Source organism: Alterotamlana spongicola (assembly GCF_035818475.1).
GTDB lineage: Bacteria > Bacteroidota > Bacteroidia > Flavobacteriales > Flavobacteriaceae > Cognatitamlana.
Map to the genome: position 1 here is coordinate 218467 of NZ_JAYMGV010000001.1, position 16196 is coordinate 234662.

Annotated in this window: 16 protein-coding genes; 8 read left to right on the forward strand and 8 right to left on the reverse strand. The window is 34.0% G+C overall.

The genetic code is table 11. The features are described 5' to 3' along the window. Nucleotides 1-3 precede the first annotated feature (3 nt). From mreC to VOI54_RS01010, 6 genes are read left to right on the forward strand one after another with little or no spacing between them, the layout of a single operon-like run. Entirely contained in the window at nt 4-813 is an 810-nt protein-coding gene (gene mreC / locus VOI54_RS00985; RefSeq protein ID WP_326280841.1) for a rod shape-determining protein MreC, read from the forward strand. Continuing rightward, entirely contained in the window at nt 806-1312 is a 507-nt protein-coding gene (locus tag VOI54_RS00990; protein WP_326280842.1) for a rod shape-determining protein MreD, read from the forward strand. The genes mreC and VOI54_RS00990 overlap by 8 nt, the downstream gene beginning before the upstream one ends. Next, the gene (mrdA, locus tag VOI54_RS00995; protein ID WP_326280843.1) at nt 1309-3249 is read left to right on the forward strand and encodes a penicillin-binding protein 2; all 1941 of its coding nucleotides are present in this window, start codon (nt 1309-1311) and stop codon (nt 3247-3249) included. The genes VOI54_RS00990 and mrdA overlap by 4 nt, the downstream gene beginning before the upstream one ends. Beyond that, the gene (rodA, locus tag VOI54_RS01000; RefSeq protein WP_326280844.1) at nt 3242-4519 is read left to right on the forward strand and encodes a rod shape-determining protein RodA; all 1278 of its coding nucleotides are present in this window, start codon (nt 3242-3244) and stop codon (nt 4517-4519) included. Before mrdA ends, rodA begins: the two co-directional genes overlap by 8 nt. A 27-nt stretch (nt 4520-4546) precedes the next feature. Next, nucleotides 4547-5191 carry a peptide deformylase gene (gene def, locus VOI54_RS01005; RefSeq protein WP_326280845.1) on the forward strand — a complete coding sequence of 215 codons (645 nt, stop codon included), beginning with the start codon at nt 4547-4549 and terminating at the stop codon, nt 5189-5191. A 12-nt stretch (nt 5192-5203) separates the two neighbouring features. Then, nucleotides 5204-6055 carry an HAEPLYID family protein gene (locus VOI54_RS01010; RefSeq protein WP_326280846.1) on the forward strand — a complete coding sequence of 284 codons (852 nt, stop codon included), beginning with the start codon at nt 5204-5206 and terminating at the stop codon, nt 6053-6055. A 3-nt stretch (nt 6056-6058) separates the two neighbouring features. Here VOI54_RS01010 and gldC read toward each other — a convergent pair whose 3' ends face one another. Next, nucleotides 6059-6394 (reverse strand): gliding motility protein GldC, encoded by a 336-nt coding sequence (gene gldC, locus VOI54_RS01015; protein ID WP_326280847.1) that lies wholly within the window; start codon nt 6392-6394, stop codon nt 6059-6061. Beyond that, entirely contained in the window at nt 6394-7356 is a 963-nt protein-coding gene (gene gldB / locus VOI54_RS01020) for a gliding motility lipoprotein GldB (RefSeq protein ID WP_326280848.1), read from the reverse strand. Before gldB ends, gldC begins: the two co-directional genes overlap by 1 nt. A 93-nt stretch (nt 7357-7449) precedes the next feature. Here gldB and nadE point away from each other — a divergent pair, with 93 nt between their 5' ends. Together nadE and VOI54_RS01030 are read left to right on the forward strand one after the other, a co-directional pair. After that, nucleotides 7450-8238, forward strand: coding sequence for an NAD(+) synthase (nadE, locus tag VOI54_RS01025; protein ID WP_326280849.1), 789 nt, complete (start codon nt 7450-7452; stop codon nt 8236-8238). A gap of 97 nt (nt 8239-8335) precedes the next feature. Next, nucleotides 8336-8965 (forward strand): response regulator, encoded by a 630-nt coding sequence (locus tag VOI54_RS01030; protein ID WP_326280850.1) that lies wholly within the window; start codon nt 8336-8338, stop codon nt 8963-8965. Here the strand turns inward: VOI54_RS01030 and dnaG are convergent. The 6 genes from dnaG to rlmN form a co-directional block, all read right to left on the reverse strand. After that, nucleotides 8960-10918 (reverse strand): DNA primase, encoded by a 1959-nt coding sequence (gene dnaG, locus VOI54_RS01035; RefSeq protein WP_326280851.1) that lies wholly within the window; start codon nt 10916-10918, stop codon nt 8960-8962. The two genes, VOI54_RS01030 and dnaG, sit on opposite strands and share 6 nt — an antisense overlap. A 157-nt stretch (nt 10919-11075) precedes the next feature. After that, entirely contained in the window at nt 11076-12158 is a 1083-nt protein-coding gene (locus tag VOI54_RS01040; protein ID WP_326280852.1) for a hypothetical protein, read from the reverse strand. A gap of 52 nt (nt 12159-12210) precedes the next feature. Continuing rightward, complete coding sequence (locus VOI54_RS01045) at nt 12211-12978, reverse strand: hypothetical protein (RefSeq protein WP_326280854.1); 768 nt, start codon at nt 12976-12978, stop codon at nt 12211-12213. Beyond that, nucleotides 12965-13540 carry an RNA polymerase sigma factor gene (locus tag VOI54_RS01050; protein ID WP_326280855.1) on the reverse strand — a complete coding sequence of 192 codons (576 nt, stop codon included), beginning with the start codon at nt 13538-13540 and terminating at the stop codon, nt 12965-12967. The genes VOI54_RS01045 and VOI54_RS01050 overlap by 14 nt, the downstream gene beginning before the upstream one ends. A 222-nt stretch (nt 13541-13762) precedes the next feature. Beyond that, nucleotides 13763-14740: a polyprenyl synthetase family protein gene (locus VOI54_RS01055; protein ID WP_326280856.1), complete on the reverse strand. Its 978-nt coding sequence runs from the start codon at nt 14738-14740 to the stop codon at nt 13763-13765. A gap of 48 nt (nt 14741-14788) precedes the next feature. After that, nucleotides 14789-15829, reverse strand: a complete 1041-nt coding sequence (rlmN, locus tag VOI54_RS01060; RefSeq protein ID WP_326280857.1) for a dual-specificity RNA methyltransferase RlmN — start codon at nt 15827-15829, stop codon at nt 14789-14791. Nucleotides 15830-16196: the final 367 nt, after the last annotated feature.

Sequence of the window (16196 nt, forward strand, 5' to 3'; positions counted from 1 at the left end):
ATAATGCAACAGATTATTAACTTTATAATAAGGAACAAAAACTTTTTATTGTTCTTGTTGCTGTTTTCTTTGGCACTTTTATTTACCATTCAGTCGCACTCCTACCATAAAAGTAAGTTTATAAATTCAGCTAATTTTTTAACCGGTGGTATTTATAATTCTATTAATAATATTAGCAATTACTTTAATTTAAAATCTCAGAACACCTTATTGACTGAAGAAAACAGAAGGCTTAGAACCCTGCTGCATAATTCTGAAATAAAAGCAGATTCCAGCTACCTGGATACTATAACATTTGGTACTCCCTATAGATTTTATACGGCTAATGTTATTAAAAATAGTTATTCACTAACTGATAACTTTCTTACAATTAATAAAGGAAAGAAAGATAGCATTAAACAAGATTTTGGAGTAGTTTCTTCAAAAGGTATTATTGGCATTGTAGATGAAACAAGTAGACGTTATGGAACAGTAATCTCTATTCTTAATACAACAAGTAAAATTAGTGCACAATTAAAGAAAACCAATCACTTTGGAACGCTAACATGGAATGCCAGGTCCCCGGAATTCATACAATTAATTGATATCCCCAAAATAGCTCCCTTGCAAAAAGGAGATACTATTATTACCTCTGGGAGATCCTCAATATTTCCTAAAGGTGTTCCTATAGGAGTTATTGAAGATTTCATGTTAGATCAGGCCGAAAACTACTATGAAATTAACATCAGGCTTTTTAATGATATGACCAATATTGAACACGTATATATTATTGAAGATGTTAATTCTGAAGAAATACAGCTATTGAATGAATAGTATTTTATCCATACATACCGTTCGTTTTATTGCACTTATAGCCTTGCAGGTATTGATCTTAAATCACATTGATTTTTTAGGGTACATCAATCCATATATATACATTTTATTCATTGCATTATATCCAATAAAAAACAGAAGAGTTGTATTTATAGTATTGAGCTTTTTACTAGGCATCATCATCGATGTGTTTTTAGACACCGGAGGCATTCATGCAGCGGCTTCTGTATGTATAGCTTATGCAAGACCGGTAATTTTAAAAACATCATTTGGAACGGTTTATGAACATCAAACCATAAAATTTAACACGGTAGATTTTGGGTCTAAACTTACTTATTTCACACTTCTAACTGTTATACATCATCTTATTTTGTTTTCTCTGGAAATTTTTAGCATTTCCAGAATAATTTTAGTGCTTCAAAAAACGTTATTCTCAAGTATATTTACTATTTTTTTAAGTGTAGTGATAACTATTATTTTCAGTAGAAAACCCAGATGAGACAACTTTTACTTTTTGTATCCATAATTGCCGTTGGTGTTTTGTTTATTTCCAGGCTCTTTTATCTGCAGGTCTATAATTCACAGACACATGACCTGTTTGAGGATAATGCTATTAGAAAAGTTTATGATTATCCTAAAAGAGGCTTTGTTTACGATAGAAACGGAGAACTTTTGGTTGCCAACCAACCTTCATACGATGTTATGGTTATTCCCCGTGAAGTTGAACCGCTAGATACTCTTGAATTTTGTTCTTTATTAAAAATCAACAAAGAACAATTCATAAAAACATATAAAAAAGCAAGGCGTTACTCCCCCAGGCTCCCTTCTGTTTTTGTATCTCATTTATCAAAAGAAGATTACGCTGTTTTACAAGAGAAGATGCGTAAATTCAGAGGGTTTTATATTCAAAAACGTTCTTTAAGAGACTATGAAACTACTATCGGGGCTAATGTACTAGGAGACATAGGAGAAGTAAATCATAGAGACATCAAAAGGGACCTTTATTACAAAATGGGGGATTTAAAAGGAAAGCAAGGTATTGAAGCTTCTTACGAAAAAATACTCAGAGGCATTAAAGGTATTAAGTTTATACAAAAAGATAGATTTAACAGAAATATTGGCCCGTATAAAGACGGAAAATTTGATACTATACCGGAGCCGGGTAAAGACATAACCATAACTATTGATGCCCAGTTACAAGCGTATGGAGAATTGCTCATGAAAAATAAAAGAGGGGGAGTCATAGCTATTGAGCCATCGTCAGGAGAAATATTAGCAATGATTGCGGCTCCTACTTACAACCCCAATATTTTAGTAGGTAGGGAGCGTTCAAAAAACTTTACCAAACTATTTAATGATTCCGCAAAACCTCTTTTCAACAGAAGCCTACAAGGTGTTTATGAACCGGGATCTCCCTTTAAATTAATGAATGCTTTGATTGGTTTACAGGAAGGCGTTATAACACCTAACGAAACAGTGACCTGCTACAAAGGTTACAAATATGGTAACAGATTTATGAAATGCCATTGTAATTACGGAACCAGAAATAATATAATTGGGGGCATTCAACGTTCTTGTAATGCCTATTTTGCCACTACTTATAGAAAAATACTAGATAAAACCGGCAGTGCTTCTGACGGAATTGATATCTGGAGTAAACATGCTAAAAGTTTTGGACTTGGTCAGTTTCTAAACAACGATTTATTTGTAGGACAAAAAGGCCGAATACCGGACAGGTCCTACTATAAACACGTTTATCCAAAAACATTTTATTCAACATACACTATTTCAAATGCTATAGGGCAAGGTGAAGTTGCTACCACTCCAATACAATTGGCAAATATGATAGCTGCTATTGCAAACAGAGGGTATTACTACACTCCACATATTATTAAAAATATTAAAGGAGAAACTTTACCGGATCAATTTACAACACCTAAGCAAACAACCATTGACAAACATAATTTTGAACCTGTTATAGAAGGGATGTATCAAGTATATAAAAAAGGTACTGCAGCCTCATTACAGGTAAAGGATATTGATATTTGTGGAAAAACCGGAACTGTTGAAAACTTTGCGATTATAGACAGTGTAAAAACGCAATTGACAGACCACTCCATATTTGTAGCTTTTGCCCCAAAGGACGATCCAAAAATTGCCATAGCCGTTTTTGTTGAAAATGGCTATTGGGGAAGCAGGTTTGCCGGTAAGGTAGCCAGTTTAATGATTGAAAAGCATATTAAAGGTTATATCACCAGAACAGATTTAGAAGAATGGCTTTTAAAACATACTCTTGAAGAAGAATATGCAAAACCCTATTCAGGAAAACCTTTTAAGATTAATGGATATACTACATTGCAAATTGTTGAAGAACAAAAATACTTTAGTCTAAAAAAGCAATTGAAAAAATTAAATAAACCAAAAATTGATGGTTAGAGAAACCAATAGGCATTTTAAATTTGACTGGATTACCATATTCCTTTTTTTATTACTGGTAGGTTTTGGTTGGTTAAACATCTTATCGGCTTCTCACTCAGGAACCACTATTGATTATTTTGACTTCTCACAACCTTTCGGCAAACAGCTTGTATTTATACTTTTAACCTTTGGTCTAATTGTGCTCTTACTGGCCGTAGACGCTAAGTTTTATGAACGTTTTTCAAGTGTTATCTATCTTGTGTCTATGCTATCTTTAGTCGGGCTTTTTATTTTTGGAAAAAACGTAAATGGTGCCACATCATGGTACGCTATAGGCGGCATGACTTTACAGCCAAGTGAGTTTGCCAAAACGGCCACGGCACTGGCCGTTGCAAAATATATAAGTGATTTAAACACCAATATCAATACGCTAAAAGACCAAATACAAACATTTATTATCATAACTATTCCTGCTGTGTTAGTTATATTACAAAATGATACCGGAAGCACCCTTGTATATGCTTCCTTCTTTTTCGTGTTATATCGAGAAGGATTACCACAATATTATTTGGCTATTGGTATTTCAGGAATTATTCTTGCCATTCTATCATTAAAATTTGGATCACTTGCTACCTCTATTATGGCTACAATAGTTATTGTTGGCTATTACTTTTTAAAGAAAAAAAGATTAAAGGTTTTTCAGTCTGTTTTCATCCTCATCCTATCAATTGGGCTCTCATTTACTATTAAATATGTTTATAACAATATATTGCCGCCTCATCAAAAGGACAGAATCACGATTTGGTTGAGCCTGGAAAAGGATCCTGTTAAACTTGAAAAAATGAAACAAACTATTGCCTATAATCTAAATGAATCTGAAAAGGCAATCAGTTCAGGTGGCTTTACAGGAAAGGGCTTTATGGAAGGCACAAGAACCACTGGTAAGTTTGTACCAGAACAACATACAGATTATATTTTTAGCACTGTTGGTGAAGAATGGGGCTTTATGGGGAGCACCTTTGTTATAATAGTTTTTGTACTCTTATTACTTCGTATTTTACATTTAGCAGAATTACAGAAATCCCAATTCAGTAGAGTTTACGGTTATGGTGTGGCTTCTATTATTTTTATACATTTCTTCATTAATATTGGTATGGTTATGGGGTTAATTCCCACAATTGGAATCCCATTACCAATGTTTAGTTATGGTGGTTCCGGTTTATGGGCCTTTACCATTTTAATTTTTATCTTTATAAAATTAGATTCCAACAGGATCAACGAATGGTAGACTAACAAATACTTTTATCCCGCTTGAATGAATAAATCAACTTTCTTTGCTCTTGGATTAGTTATTATATTAGGATGCTCAAGTTCTAAAAATATAAATAACAGTTCTTTTTCTTTTGAAGAAAAAACTTTAATTATGAATGCAGATAGCTTAAAACCTATGCGTGTTTATAAAATCACCAATCCAAAAGATTCATTGTTACTAAGAACAAAAAGTGCTCCTATTACACCAAATTTAAAAGACCCTGTTTTACAAAATTTTATAAGACGACTCTATGCTACAGTTAGAGATAGCATGTCAATGGGTGTAGGTATAGCTGCACCTCAAGTTGGAATTTTAAAAAACATTATTTGGGTTCAACGCTTTGATAAGGAAAATTTACCTTTTGAAGTCTATTTAAATCCAAAAATTGTGAATTATTCGAAAAAGAAACAAACAGTTAGAGAAGGGTGCCTATCCATTCCTAACAGAAGTGACACTTTGAACAGCAGATCCTTTTCTGTCTCTATTGAATATGATACTATGAGTTCAGGGCATAAAACAGAAACCGTTGATGGTTTTACCTCAGTAATCTTTCAGCATGAAATAGATCATCTAAACGGTATTTTATATTTAGACCATTTACAACGAGAAGCTGTTAACACCAAAAACAATAACCACTCCTTACCATAAATAATATACAAAATGAATAGTTTAAAAATAGTTTTAATTACTTGTTATCTAATATTCACTCTAGGCTCCTATGCTCAGGACAAATCTGAACTTGATAGTCTTTATATCCATAAGGTTGAGGATAAAAAAGAACCAGGCAAAGTTTTGCATGCCGAACCACTTTATATTGACCTTATACGAGACCTTGGAGCCAGAAAAGGTGAGAAAGAATGGAATCTGGGCGTTGAACTAAAAGATAATTTAGAATACGATGTTTATGAAGCTTTGGTTGAATATGAATGGGCGCCTATTGATCGTTTGGGGTTAGAAATAGAATTACCATTTAAATTTTATGGCCCCATTAGTGGTACTCCCAGAGATTCTATTCCTTCAGATGAACTGGAAAGTTTAAAACTAGCAGCTCAGTGGTCTTTTTATGTTAATGAGTCTACAGCTACATCTATGGCTTTGGGTTATATTAATGAATTTGAATTTACAGACTTTAGAAACTTTGGAAGCCCTTTAATTAAAGGCAACATCTACAATCCGTTTTTTGTTATTGCAAAACGTTGGGGCAATAACTTTCATACCCTAATTTATACGGGACCTATGATAAACCACAATTTTAGAAGCAATAATGTAAGCACAACATATGATATCAATACTAACATTCATTATATGATATCAGGCACAAACAATTTTATAGGAATAGAAATTAATAAAACTATTGACCATTCTGAATTTGAAATGACCATTAGACCACAAATGCGGGTGGGCTTAGCCGACAATCTTTTAGTGGGTATAGTAGCCGGCATACCGGTAAATTCGGAAGATGAAAGGCTCAGTTCTTTTCTTAGAATAATTTGGGAACCGGAAGAACACTAGGCACTATTTCTTTAACTCTAGCTTTTCAGCAAAATAATCACAAAAATCCTTCATGGTAGCACTCATTTTTTCATCTTGAGTGGCTTTATAGAATGTATCACTCATAGCCACTAAGGTTTGATGAAAAAACACTTTCATTTCATCAACCGGCATATCTTTTGTCCATAGATCAATGCGAAGTGTTTCCTGGGCTTTAGCATCCCATACAGCAAGCATCATGGCTTTAGCTTCTTCATTAGTTATACCTCCGTCTTCTGCTGTCCAATGCAGCTTTTCAGGAACCCGGTTCTCATCTAATTCAACATTAAGTTCTATTTTTGATGTTTTATTACTTGCCATTATTTACGTGGTTTAAACTTTGAATTATTAAAAATATCTTCGGTATTAGTTATAAGCATATCCCTTAAACTTACTTCATTATTATTCATATAAGCACGCACAATTTGCCACCCTATATATTGCCCTAAACGTCCCGGAGAACCTGTGTCAATATCTTCAAGGAAAAATTTAGAAAACGGTGCCGGGTTTATAAACCTTCCAGGTAATTTAGAATCTGTGCTAAAAAGCAATTCCCGTTCAACAAAATAACGCCAGATATAACTTTCATTAGCAAGGGCCCAATCCAATTCATCATTGGTATACCCTATTCGTTCTGCGTCAGTTTTAAATGAGATAAGGACATCTTTAAAATAAAGTTGCTTTCCAAAGTATATCATTTCATCCAGTAAAGTTTTCCTTTTAGGTTGATAAATATACTTTTCTGCATATTTTTCAGCCAGATCAACTACTATTTGCTCCTTTTTTAAATCTTCACATAAATACTTAGGAATATTACCATAGAACTCATGATCACTACCTAAATAGGTATCTAATGCAATAACAGCTATAGTATCTGTAACAATAACCCTGTTTCTATAATCCACATCATTAGTAATGGTAATTACCCTTGGTGGCTTAAATTCCGGAAAATAATACTTTAAATGATTGAATAAAGATTCTATTTCTATTTTGGTTTGGTCAAAATTTGCAAATGTTTTTTCAACAGCATTAAACAGTTCTACCTGTAAAGTATCTTCCTTTTTTGCCAACCAAAATGAATCTGAATACCTTTTTGAAAACATAAAAGGATAAGCCGTTTTTAAATTTGGTAAGGTTTTAGGAGTTACTTTAGCAAACAGTTTATCAAAACGTTCTATTGTAACACCTATATTTATCTTAGCGATCTCATTCTCTAGCTTATCTCCATTTTTACAAGAAAAAACAACTATTGAAAGTAATAAAAACGATACTATGGGTTTCATAAAAAACTTAAACGGCATAAATTTTTATAAATTGGGTGTATAGGTTATTTTTGTTTGCAAAGGTACTATTCTTAGAATTAAATACATTTAAAAATGCAAACAGAAAAAGTTGTTGATCATATTGTAAATTGGCTAAAAGACTATGCTACTAAAGCCGGTGTAAATGGTTTTGTAATTGGGATTTCGGGAGGTATTGATTCTGCCGTCACCTCTACGCTATGTGCTAAAACCGGATTACATGTTTTGTGTCTTGAAATGCCAATTCATCAAGCTGAAAGTCATGTAAGCAGGGCTCAGGAACATATTTCACAACTTAAAACACGTTTTGATAATGTAAGTGATACCCGCACTGACTTAACTCCAGTATTTGAAGAGTTTAAAACCGAAGTGTTTTTTGATGGTGACCAGGCAACTATTGAAATGGCATTGGCTAATACACGAGCCAGATTGAGGATGACAACACTTTACTATTATGCCGGCCTTTATAAATTATTGGTTGCCGGTACGGGTAATAAGGTGGAAGATTTTGGTGTTGGTTTTTACACTAAATATGGTGATGGTGGTGTGGATCTAAGCCCAATTGCTGATTTAGTAAAATCTGAAGTTTATCAACTGGGAACATTTTTAGAAGTACCAGAATCCATTATGGAAGCTCAACCAAGTGATGGGCTATTTGGAGATACCAGAAGTGACGAAGATCAAATTGGAGCATCGTACCCTGAATTGGAATGGGCTATGAAAATGAACGATACTGGCAAGACCATAGAAGAATTTTCCGGAAGGGAGCGAGAAGTCTTTAAAATATTTAAACGTTTTAACACCTCTAATAAACATAAAATGATTCCTATACCAATTTGCGAAATCCCCAACAATATGCTATAAACTTTGCAGAATTTGTAAAAAAGTATTACTTTTACATGAGCTTAATCTCTCAAGGTAACAGTCTCTCAATTAGTTACTTAAAAAAAGCTTACCAATTATGATAAAATTATTAATAGCGGACAACCACCCAATTACGAGGAAAGGACTGGAAGTTCTATTCTCCGCAGCGCCCAACATAAAAGTTGTTGGAAGTGTTGATGATGGCGAGGCCATCTTAGAATTTGTAAAGAAAAACTCTGTAGACATTATTTTAACAGAAGCTGATTTCCCAAAATTGAATGGGCTAACAGTATTACGTTATTTAAAAAATGACTATCCAGACATTAAAACCATTATTTTTAGTGGTCAACCAGAAGAAGTTTATGCCATTAACGCCATTAGAGCTGGTGCTGCCGGTTACTTAAACAAGTCTGTTAATGTTATAACCATTAATGAGGCCGTTTTAAAAGTACACGATGGCGGGATTCATTTAAGTAATGACTTAACCCAACAATTAGCTTTTGGTTCACGTGTCAATAAAGGCGGAGGTTTTTATAAAAAATTATCTACCAGAGAAGCAGAGGTATTAAAACTGCTTACTATTGGAAGAAAAAACAAGGAAATTTCAAAAGAGTTAGATATTAACGAAAAAACGGTTAGTACCTATAAGGCCAGATTAATGCGCAAATTAAAGGTCACTAACTTGGTTGACCTAGTTAACCAGGCAAAACTAAGTCAACAGTTATAAGACTCTGTTAAGTTTTCTGGACAGCAACATTTTTAGACCCGAATAGTCTTTTACTTCTTCAAGTATATTTCTATTCGTGTCTATCTTATTTTGTAATGTTTCTTGTTGAAACCCTTTAACCTTTTGGTCTATTAAAAAGCAGCGTAAACTTAAAATTGTTTCGCTCACTAATTGTGCTACAGAATGTTTTTTTTCTTTAGGGAAAATATTCATCCTGTTCCAATTATCAAGCATATAACGCTCATCTTCCATCAAGATAGTAGTTATTTCATTGGCCATCTCCTGATCTACAGAATTTATAAAGGTTTTCAGCTCAAATTCAGTATCTTGATTTAGCCTGTCAATTATGGTATAGTAAAGTAATTTAAACTGTGGATTAGAAAATTCCATCTCATCATCTTGCAGGTCTAAGAATATTTTTTCAAATACTTTAGCTTGTTGAATAACCGGTTCCAACTCCAGTTCTCCTTTGTCATTTTCTTTTAAGACCAGATCTTCAAAATCTTCGGTCATATGTCCATAAAGCAATAAGGCTTCTATTATTTTTCGTTCTAAAACATATTGCACATCTACCTTCTTTACAGGTTGTTGATGTTTAATGACCTCAAAAGCCTTTTGTTCTGTTTTACTTTTTTTATTTTCTTCCTGAAATTCCTTTTTATTTATCTGAGCCAGTGTACTGAACAGCACTTCTTCACTTATATCCATAATCCTGGCACACTCCTGAATATAAATTTCCTTTTTTATCCTATCTGGTATCTTTGAAATACTATTTACAATATCCCTTACCGTATCTGCTTTCTTTATGGGGTCATTCTTAGACTCTTCAAACAACACAGAGGCTTTAAACTGAATAAAATCTTTTGCATTTTCATTTAAATACAGAGACAATTCTTCTAGTGTGTTTTGTTTTGCAAAACTATCAGGGTCTTCGCCTTCAGGAAAGGTACATACTTTGACATTCATACCTTGTTCCAGTATCAAGTCTATACCTCTTAGTGAGGCTCTCATACCAGCTGCATCTCCATCAAAAAGCACAGTGATATTTTTTGTAAGCCTGTTTATCAGCCGGATTTGTTCTGATGTTAATGCCGTTCCTGATGAGGATACCACATTTTTTATACCGGTTTGGTAAAACTGAATCACATCTGTATAGCCTTCAACCAGATAACAATTATCTTCTTTTGCTATGCTTTGTTTTGCATGGTATATACCGTATAAAACCTTACTTTTATGGTAAATGTCACTCTCTGGTGAGTTTACATATTTTGCAGCTTTTTTGTCTGTAATGAGAATACGGCCACCAAAACCCAAAACACGGCCACTCATACTCTTTATAGGAAACATTACACGTCCTTTGAACCTATCAAAGCGCTTATCTTCCTTGACTATGGTAAGTCCAGTTTTCTCTAAATAATCAATAGAATAACCTTGCTTTAAAGCTTCGTCTGTAAAAGCCTGCCATTCATTAAGTGCATATCCCAAATCAAACTTTTTAATGGTGTCTTCTGTAAACCCACGCTCTTTAAAATAACTAAGTCCTATGGATTTGCCCTGATCGGTTTTATGAAGAATATTTTGAAAATAAGTATTGGCAAACTCACTTACCAAATACAAACTCTCCTTTTCATTGGCTCGTTCTTTTTGTTCATCAGACTGAACGGTTTCCTCTATTTCAATATTATATTTTTTGGCTAAATATCTTATAGCCTCAGGATAGGTGAAATGCTCATGCTCCATTAAAAATGAAACGGCTGTTCCTCCTTTACCGGTTGAAAAGTCTTTCCAAATTTGTTTTACCGGAGACACCATAAAACTTGGAGATCGTTCATCACTAAACGGACTCAACCCTTTAAAGTTACTCCCCGCCTTCTTTAGTTGTACAAAATCACCAATAACCTCTTCTACACGGGTCGCTTCAAATACATGATCTATAGATGATTGAGATATCAATTACAAGAATTTTTATTGAATATAAACAGTAATGCAATATATTACTTTTTCTCAATAATACACTTAGGCGGATACAGCAATCCAAAACAGGACTTTTATATTCTTATAATGATTTCTCTACTTTTAAAATAACCGGACGCTATGAGACATAAAACAATTAATCCATATCAAATCTAACCCCCAGTGATATATTATTTTGTTCTATCTCCTGATTCTTAAAAATAGGGTTTAAATCATACTTAACGTATATTGCCGTTCCTCCTAAAGCCACATAGCCGCTAAGCCCGTAAATTAAATCGGATGTATTATACCCACTTTTAAATTTATCTTTGGCTTTGCCTCCATCTTCTTTTATATACTTCAGTTTTTGTAGTGTTCCCAAATTAAATCCTCCATAAACCCCCACTCCAAACTTAATTTGCCTATGTGTTGAATACCTGAAATAGTCGTCATATTCTCTTTTCTTTGAAGGGCCAAATTCTAGGTGTACTGGAAATACTAAATTGGTTGTTCTGAATTTTACTTTATTAACGCCTAAAGGAAACGTTTCTAAGTCAATAGTTCCTTCATTGTTAACTAAATACTTATTGTCTTTAATGTTCAGTTTATTCCATTGAAATGAAACTCCGTATTTTAACCTGAAAAAATTAGAGTTATCCAAAAGCCTTGTTTTCCATGCAAACCCTAGTTCCATAAATCCGGAACCACCTATTTTATACGGTGAATCATCCAAACTTTGGCCTTCTATTATGGCATTATTAAACCCAAATGCAAAAACAATATCACTTCTGGTACGCCTGTCATATTTTTTAGTCTTCTTTTTTTCTTTAATGACTATTCCAAAAAAGCTGTCATCCTCCTCTTCGTCATCTCTATCTGTTTTGGGCTGCTCTATCTTATCATTAGTCACATACCTTCCATCGTTTCTTTCTAAAAGCGCAATCTTATTATCAATTATAGCTATACGGTTTTCAATATTTAGAGCGTGCTTTTTAGCAGCCTCCTTTTTTAACGTATTAGCCCTCTCCTCAGTGATTTCTCCCTTATTCCACCTACTATTTATAGCCTCCACCTGAGCCTTTAAAAGTGTACGTTCTTCCTTTTCAATGTTTTCTTTTAGCGTTTTTAATTCTTCAATTTTTTGTGTCTTGCTCACTACTCTAATAGAGTCTTGTGCATTGATGAGTTGCACGGCAAAACATAGTGCTACAAGCACTAAATACTTAGTAATTATTTGCATAACTGTTCGCTTTTTCCCGTTAGGGTATTGATTAATTTATTTTGATTGAATACTATTCGTTACGTTGTGCAACTGCTGTTTTTACGGTATTATAACTGGCTTTAATAGCCTCAAAAACTTTAGTTCTAAACGACTGATCTAACTCATTTTCAACATCCTGGAGTAAGGCATTGGCATCAACCTTTCCCGTAGTTTCATTATACAATCTGTTTAGAGCTATTTCTTTTTGAGCTTCGGCCAGTAAGGCATCTATATCTGCATTGGTGACTTTCTGGTTTTTATCTTTTAATGCGTGTACCTGAGCCACAACATCCTGAATTTTTTGTTCTTCAAAACTCAAATTCTTATTAGGGGTCCCGATAATCTTTTGAATATCTTCATCCTGATGGTTTACCTTTGTCTTAACGGTTGCTACCTCTGTTTTTGGCTGTATTTTATTCTTAATTGTTTTTTCGGGTTTTAAAGTTTCTATAAGCTTAAGATCCATATTCTTAGCTGTCTCTTCACTAACCATATCATCCTTTTCTTTCCCCTTATTAACCACCACTTTTATGGCTTCATTTTGTTGAATAATCTCTGGCGTTTGGACAACCTCTGGTGAATTGTTATTTTTTGTTTTGTTATCAAGCATATTATAGGCTACAAACAAAATTCCTATAACACTGGCTGCCAAGCCCAACCACCAATAGGGTTTCTTATTTTGTTTTTCAACCTGACTATTTAAACGCCCGGATAATTTATTCCAGGACTGCCCAGTTGGCTCTAAAGTTCTTTTCTCAAGCTTTTCTCTTAAATATTCATCAAATTTACTGGGTTCCATAGCTTAGATTATTTAATTCTTTAATTTTTTCCTGAAGTAGTTTACGTGCTTTGAACAACTGCGATTTTGAAGTTCCTGCCGAAATGTTTAGCATCTCTGAAATTTCATGGTGTTTATAACCCTGTACCGCATACATGACAAACACTATTTTATAACCTTCCGGCAGATCATCTATAATCTGCTGAATCTGATCCACTTCAATCCCTGAGTTTATATCATCGGTATAGTCATTTTTAAACTCTAATTCATCTGTTGGGAATTCAATATGCTTCTGCTGTCTTAAAAATGAAATGGACTCCCTGACCATAATTTGTCTAATCCATCCTTCAAAGCTACCTTCAGACCTATAACTTTTTAGATTAGAAAACATTTTAAAAAAACCATTAAGCATCACCTCTTCGGCATGTTGCATATCTTTAATGTAATACCTACAAACACTAAGCATCTTTGGTGCATGCAACTCAAACAACATATGCTGGGCTTCACGATTATTCTTAATCGCTTTTTTGATTAACAACGATTCGTTTTTATGGAGTTGAATAACTTTCAAAAATGATTTCATTTGGTCCTCTATTTATAAAGACGTAAGTTTTTTTAAAAGGGTTGCCTATGGGGTAAAATATTTTTATAACTATAATTTAAAAAGAATTTGGGAGGTACTGTTTTTTAAATTGGAAAACTTGGATTTATACGAAAACACACTAACTTTTACATAACATTAGATATAAAACGTTAAAACGGTTTTATATCAAGTCATTGTACAAACTTCTTCAAAAAGCCTAAATTACTTCTTCCTGTCAATCACATAATTCACCATGAGTTCCAGTGAATTTTTATAATCTGATTCTGGGTATGCTTGTAATAACTCAAGCGCTTCGGCCTGAAATTGTTTCATTTTGGTAATAGCATAATCCAGGCCTCCATTTGCTTTTACAAAGGCAATAACTTCTTTTACCCGTTTAGTGTCTTTATTATAATTTTTAACAGAATTAATAAGCCAGTTTCTATCTTTTTTTGAAGCCTGGTTTAAGGTATAGATTAAGGGTAAGGTCATCTTCTGTTCTTTGATATCAATACCCGTAGGTTTTCCTATTTGGGTGTCTCCGTAATCAAACAGATCATCTTTTATTTGAAAAGCCATACCTATAAGTTCTCCAAACTTTCTCATCTTTTCTACATCCTGCGATTCGGGTTTTACAGATGCAGCTCCTAAACTACAACATGCCGCAATCAAGGTAGCTGTTTTTTGCCGTATAATTTCATAGTAAACAGATTCTGTGATATCCAGTTTACGTGCTTTTTCTATTTGAAGTAATTCGCCCTCACTCATCTCACGAACTGCTATAGAAATGATTTTTAGCAGATCAAAATCATTATTATCAATAGAGAGCAACAATCCTTTTGACAATAAAAAATCACCTATTAAAACGGCTATCTTATTTTTCCATAGAGCATTTACTGAAAAAAAACCACGACGCCGGTTACTGTCATCAACCACATCATCATGTACTAAGGTTGCCGTATGTATTAATTCTATGACCGATGCCCCCCGGTATGTTCTTTCACTAACCTCTCCGTTTGAAACCATTTTTGCAACCAGAAATACAAACATAGGTCGCATCTGTTTGCCTTTACGATTTACTATATAATGTGTGATCCTGTTAAGGAGGGCTACTTTGCTGGACATTGAAAGCTGGAACTTTTGCTCAAAAAGATCCATTTCAAAAGCAATAGGTTGTTTTATTTGCTCTACTTTTTTCATCTAAGGTTTAAAGATACTATTTCAGATGATTTTTACTAAACTCTTTCCTCATGTTTTATTTGCCAATTGTCCGCAAGCGGCATCTATATCTTTTCCTCTGCTTCGGCGTACGTTTACCACTATTCTATTTTTCTCCAGACTATTGATATAATTTTCCAAAGTCTGATTTGCAGCTTGTTGAAATTCACCATCATCTATGGGGTTATACTCTATAATATTGACTTTGCTGGGTACATACTTACAAAATTTCACCAAAGCATCTATATCTTTTTGGGTATCGTTTATTCCCTTCCAAACCACATATTCATAACTTATTTTTCGTTTGGTTTTTGCATACCAATATTCTAAGGCCTCACGTAAATCTTTTAAGGGAAAGGTTTTATTAAAAGGCATAATGGCAGTTCTTACTTCATCTATGGCCGAATGCAGAGACACCGCCAAATTAAACTTAACCTCATCATCAGCCATTTTTTTTATCATCTTAGGGACTCCTGATGTTGAGACCGTAATACGCTTTGGTGACATGGCCAAACCTTCTACCGATGTAATTTTATCAATAGCTTTAATAACATTGTTATAATTCATCAACGGTTCTCCCATACCCATAAAAACAATATTACTTAGGGGCCTGTTATGATATAACCTACTTTCTTTATCAATAGCTACTACCTGATCATAAATTTCATCCGGATTTAAATTACGCATACGCTTTAAGCGTGCCGTGGCACAGAACTTACAATCTAAACTACAGCCTACCTGGCTGGACACACAGGCTGTTGTTCTTGTAGCTGTTGGAATTAAAACTGATTCTACGATTAACCCGTCATGTAAGCGCACGGCATTTTTTACCGTACCATCCTGGCTACGCTGCATATTGTCTACCTCTATATGGTTGATGACAAAATGATCCTCCAACATTTGTCGGGTTTGCTTTGAAATATTAGTCATATCATCAAAAGTATGCGCTGATTTTTGCCAAAGCCATTCATACACCTGATTGCCCCTAAAGGCTTTTTCGCCCTGCTGTTCAAAGAAATCTCTAAGCTGTACTTTGGTTAGTGCCCGTATGTCTTCTTTTTCTGTTGCCATATAAGTTGCAAAAATAGTGAAAGGATTTACTAATCAAGAATTATGAAACTATAGTTTTAAAACTTAACCACATAGCTTCAACACAAAGAATGTCTCAAGATAGTTAGTAAAGATTTGTATATTTTATCAGGTCTTTACCATACTCAACCTGACATTGGTTACTTTAATAACCATTAATCTATAAACTTGCTATATAGAACTTAGGTTTGTCTGCATTAGGGATTGAGGTATTGTTGAAGCTCTTTTTGTGTTGTTGCGCTTATGCAACACAAAAAAGCGACTACCGGAAAGCCCGACCTTTAGGGAATGCCCAAAATACCTCACATCTATTGAACAAAAAAGCCTCTAAAAAAAGAGGCTCTTTATT

What these genes read in the sequence shown, in the direction of transcription:
- mreC (WP_326280841.1), top strand. Translation starts at nt 4, where the DNA reads ATGCAACAGATTATTAACTTTATAATAAGGAACAAAAACTTTTTATTG.
- VOI54_RS00990 (WP_326280842.1), top strand. Translation starts at nt 806, where the DNA reads ATGAATAGTATTTTATCCATACATACCGTTCGTTTTATTGCACTTATA.
- mrdA (WP_326280843.1), top strand. Translation starts at nt 1,309, where the DNA reads ATGAGACAACTTTTACTTTTTGTATCCATAATTGCCGTTGGTGTTTTG.
- rodA (WP_326280844.1), top strand. Translation starts at nt 3,242, where the DNA reads ATGGTTAGAGAAACCAATAGGCATTTTAAATTTGACTGGATTACCATA.
- def (WP_326280845.1), top strand. Translation starts at nt 4,547, where the DNA reads ATGAATAAATCAACTTTCTTTGCTCTTGGATTAGTTATTATATTAGGA.
- VOI54_RS01010 (WP_326280846.1), top strand. Translation starts at nt 5,204, where the DNA reads ATGAATAGTTTAAAAATAGTTTTAATTACTTGTTATCTAATATTCACT.
- gldC (WP_326280847.1), bottom strand. Translation starts at nt 6,394, where the DNA reads ATGGCAAGTAATAAAACATCAAAAATAGAACTTAATGTTGAATTAGAT.
- gldB (WP_326280848.1), bottom strand. Translation starts at nt 7,356, where the DNA reads ATGAAACCCATAGTATCGTTTTTATTACTTTCAATAGTTGTTTTTTCT.
- nadE (WP_326280849.1), top strand. Translation starts at nt 7,450, where the DNA reads ATGCAAACAGAAAAAGTTGTTGATCATATTGTAAATTGGCTAAAAGAC.
- VOI54_RS01030 (WP_326280850.1), top strand. Translation starts at nt 8,336, where the DNA reads ATGATAAAATTATTAATAGCGGACAACCACCCAATTACGAGGAAAGGA.
- VOI54_RS01040 (WP_326280852.1), bottom strand. Translation starts at nt 12,158, where the DNA reads ATGCAAATAATTACTAAGTATTTAGTGCTTGTAGCACTATGTTTTGCC.
- VOI54_RS01045 (WP_326280854.1), bottom strand. Translation starts at nt 12,978, where the DNA reads ATGGAACCCAGTAAATTTGATGAATATTTAAGAGAAAAGCTTGAGAAA.
- VOI54_RS01050 (WP_326280855.1), bottom strand. Translation starts at nt 13,540, where the DNA reads ATGAAATCATTTTTGAAAGTTATTCAACTCCATAAAAACGAATCGTTG.
- VOI54_RS01055 (WP_326280856.1), bottom strand. Translation starts at nt 14,740, where the DNA reads ATGAAAAAAGTAGAGCAAATAAAACAACCTATTGCTTTTGAAATGGAT.
- rlmN (WP_326280857.1), bottom strand. Translation starts at nt 15,829, where the DNA reads ATGGCAACAGAAAAAGAAGACATACGGGCACTAACCAAAGTACAGCTT.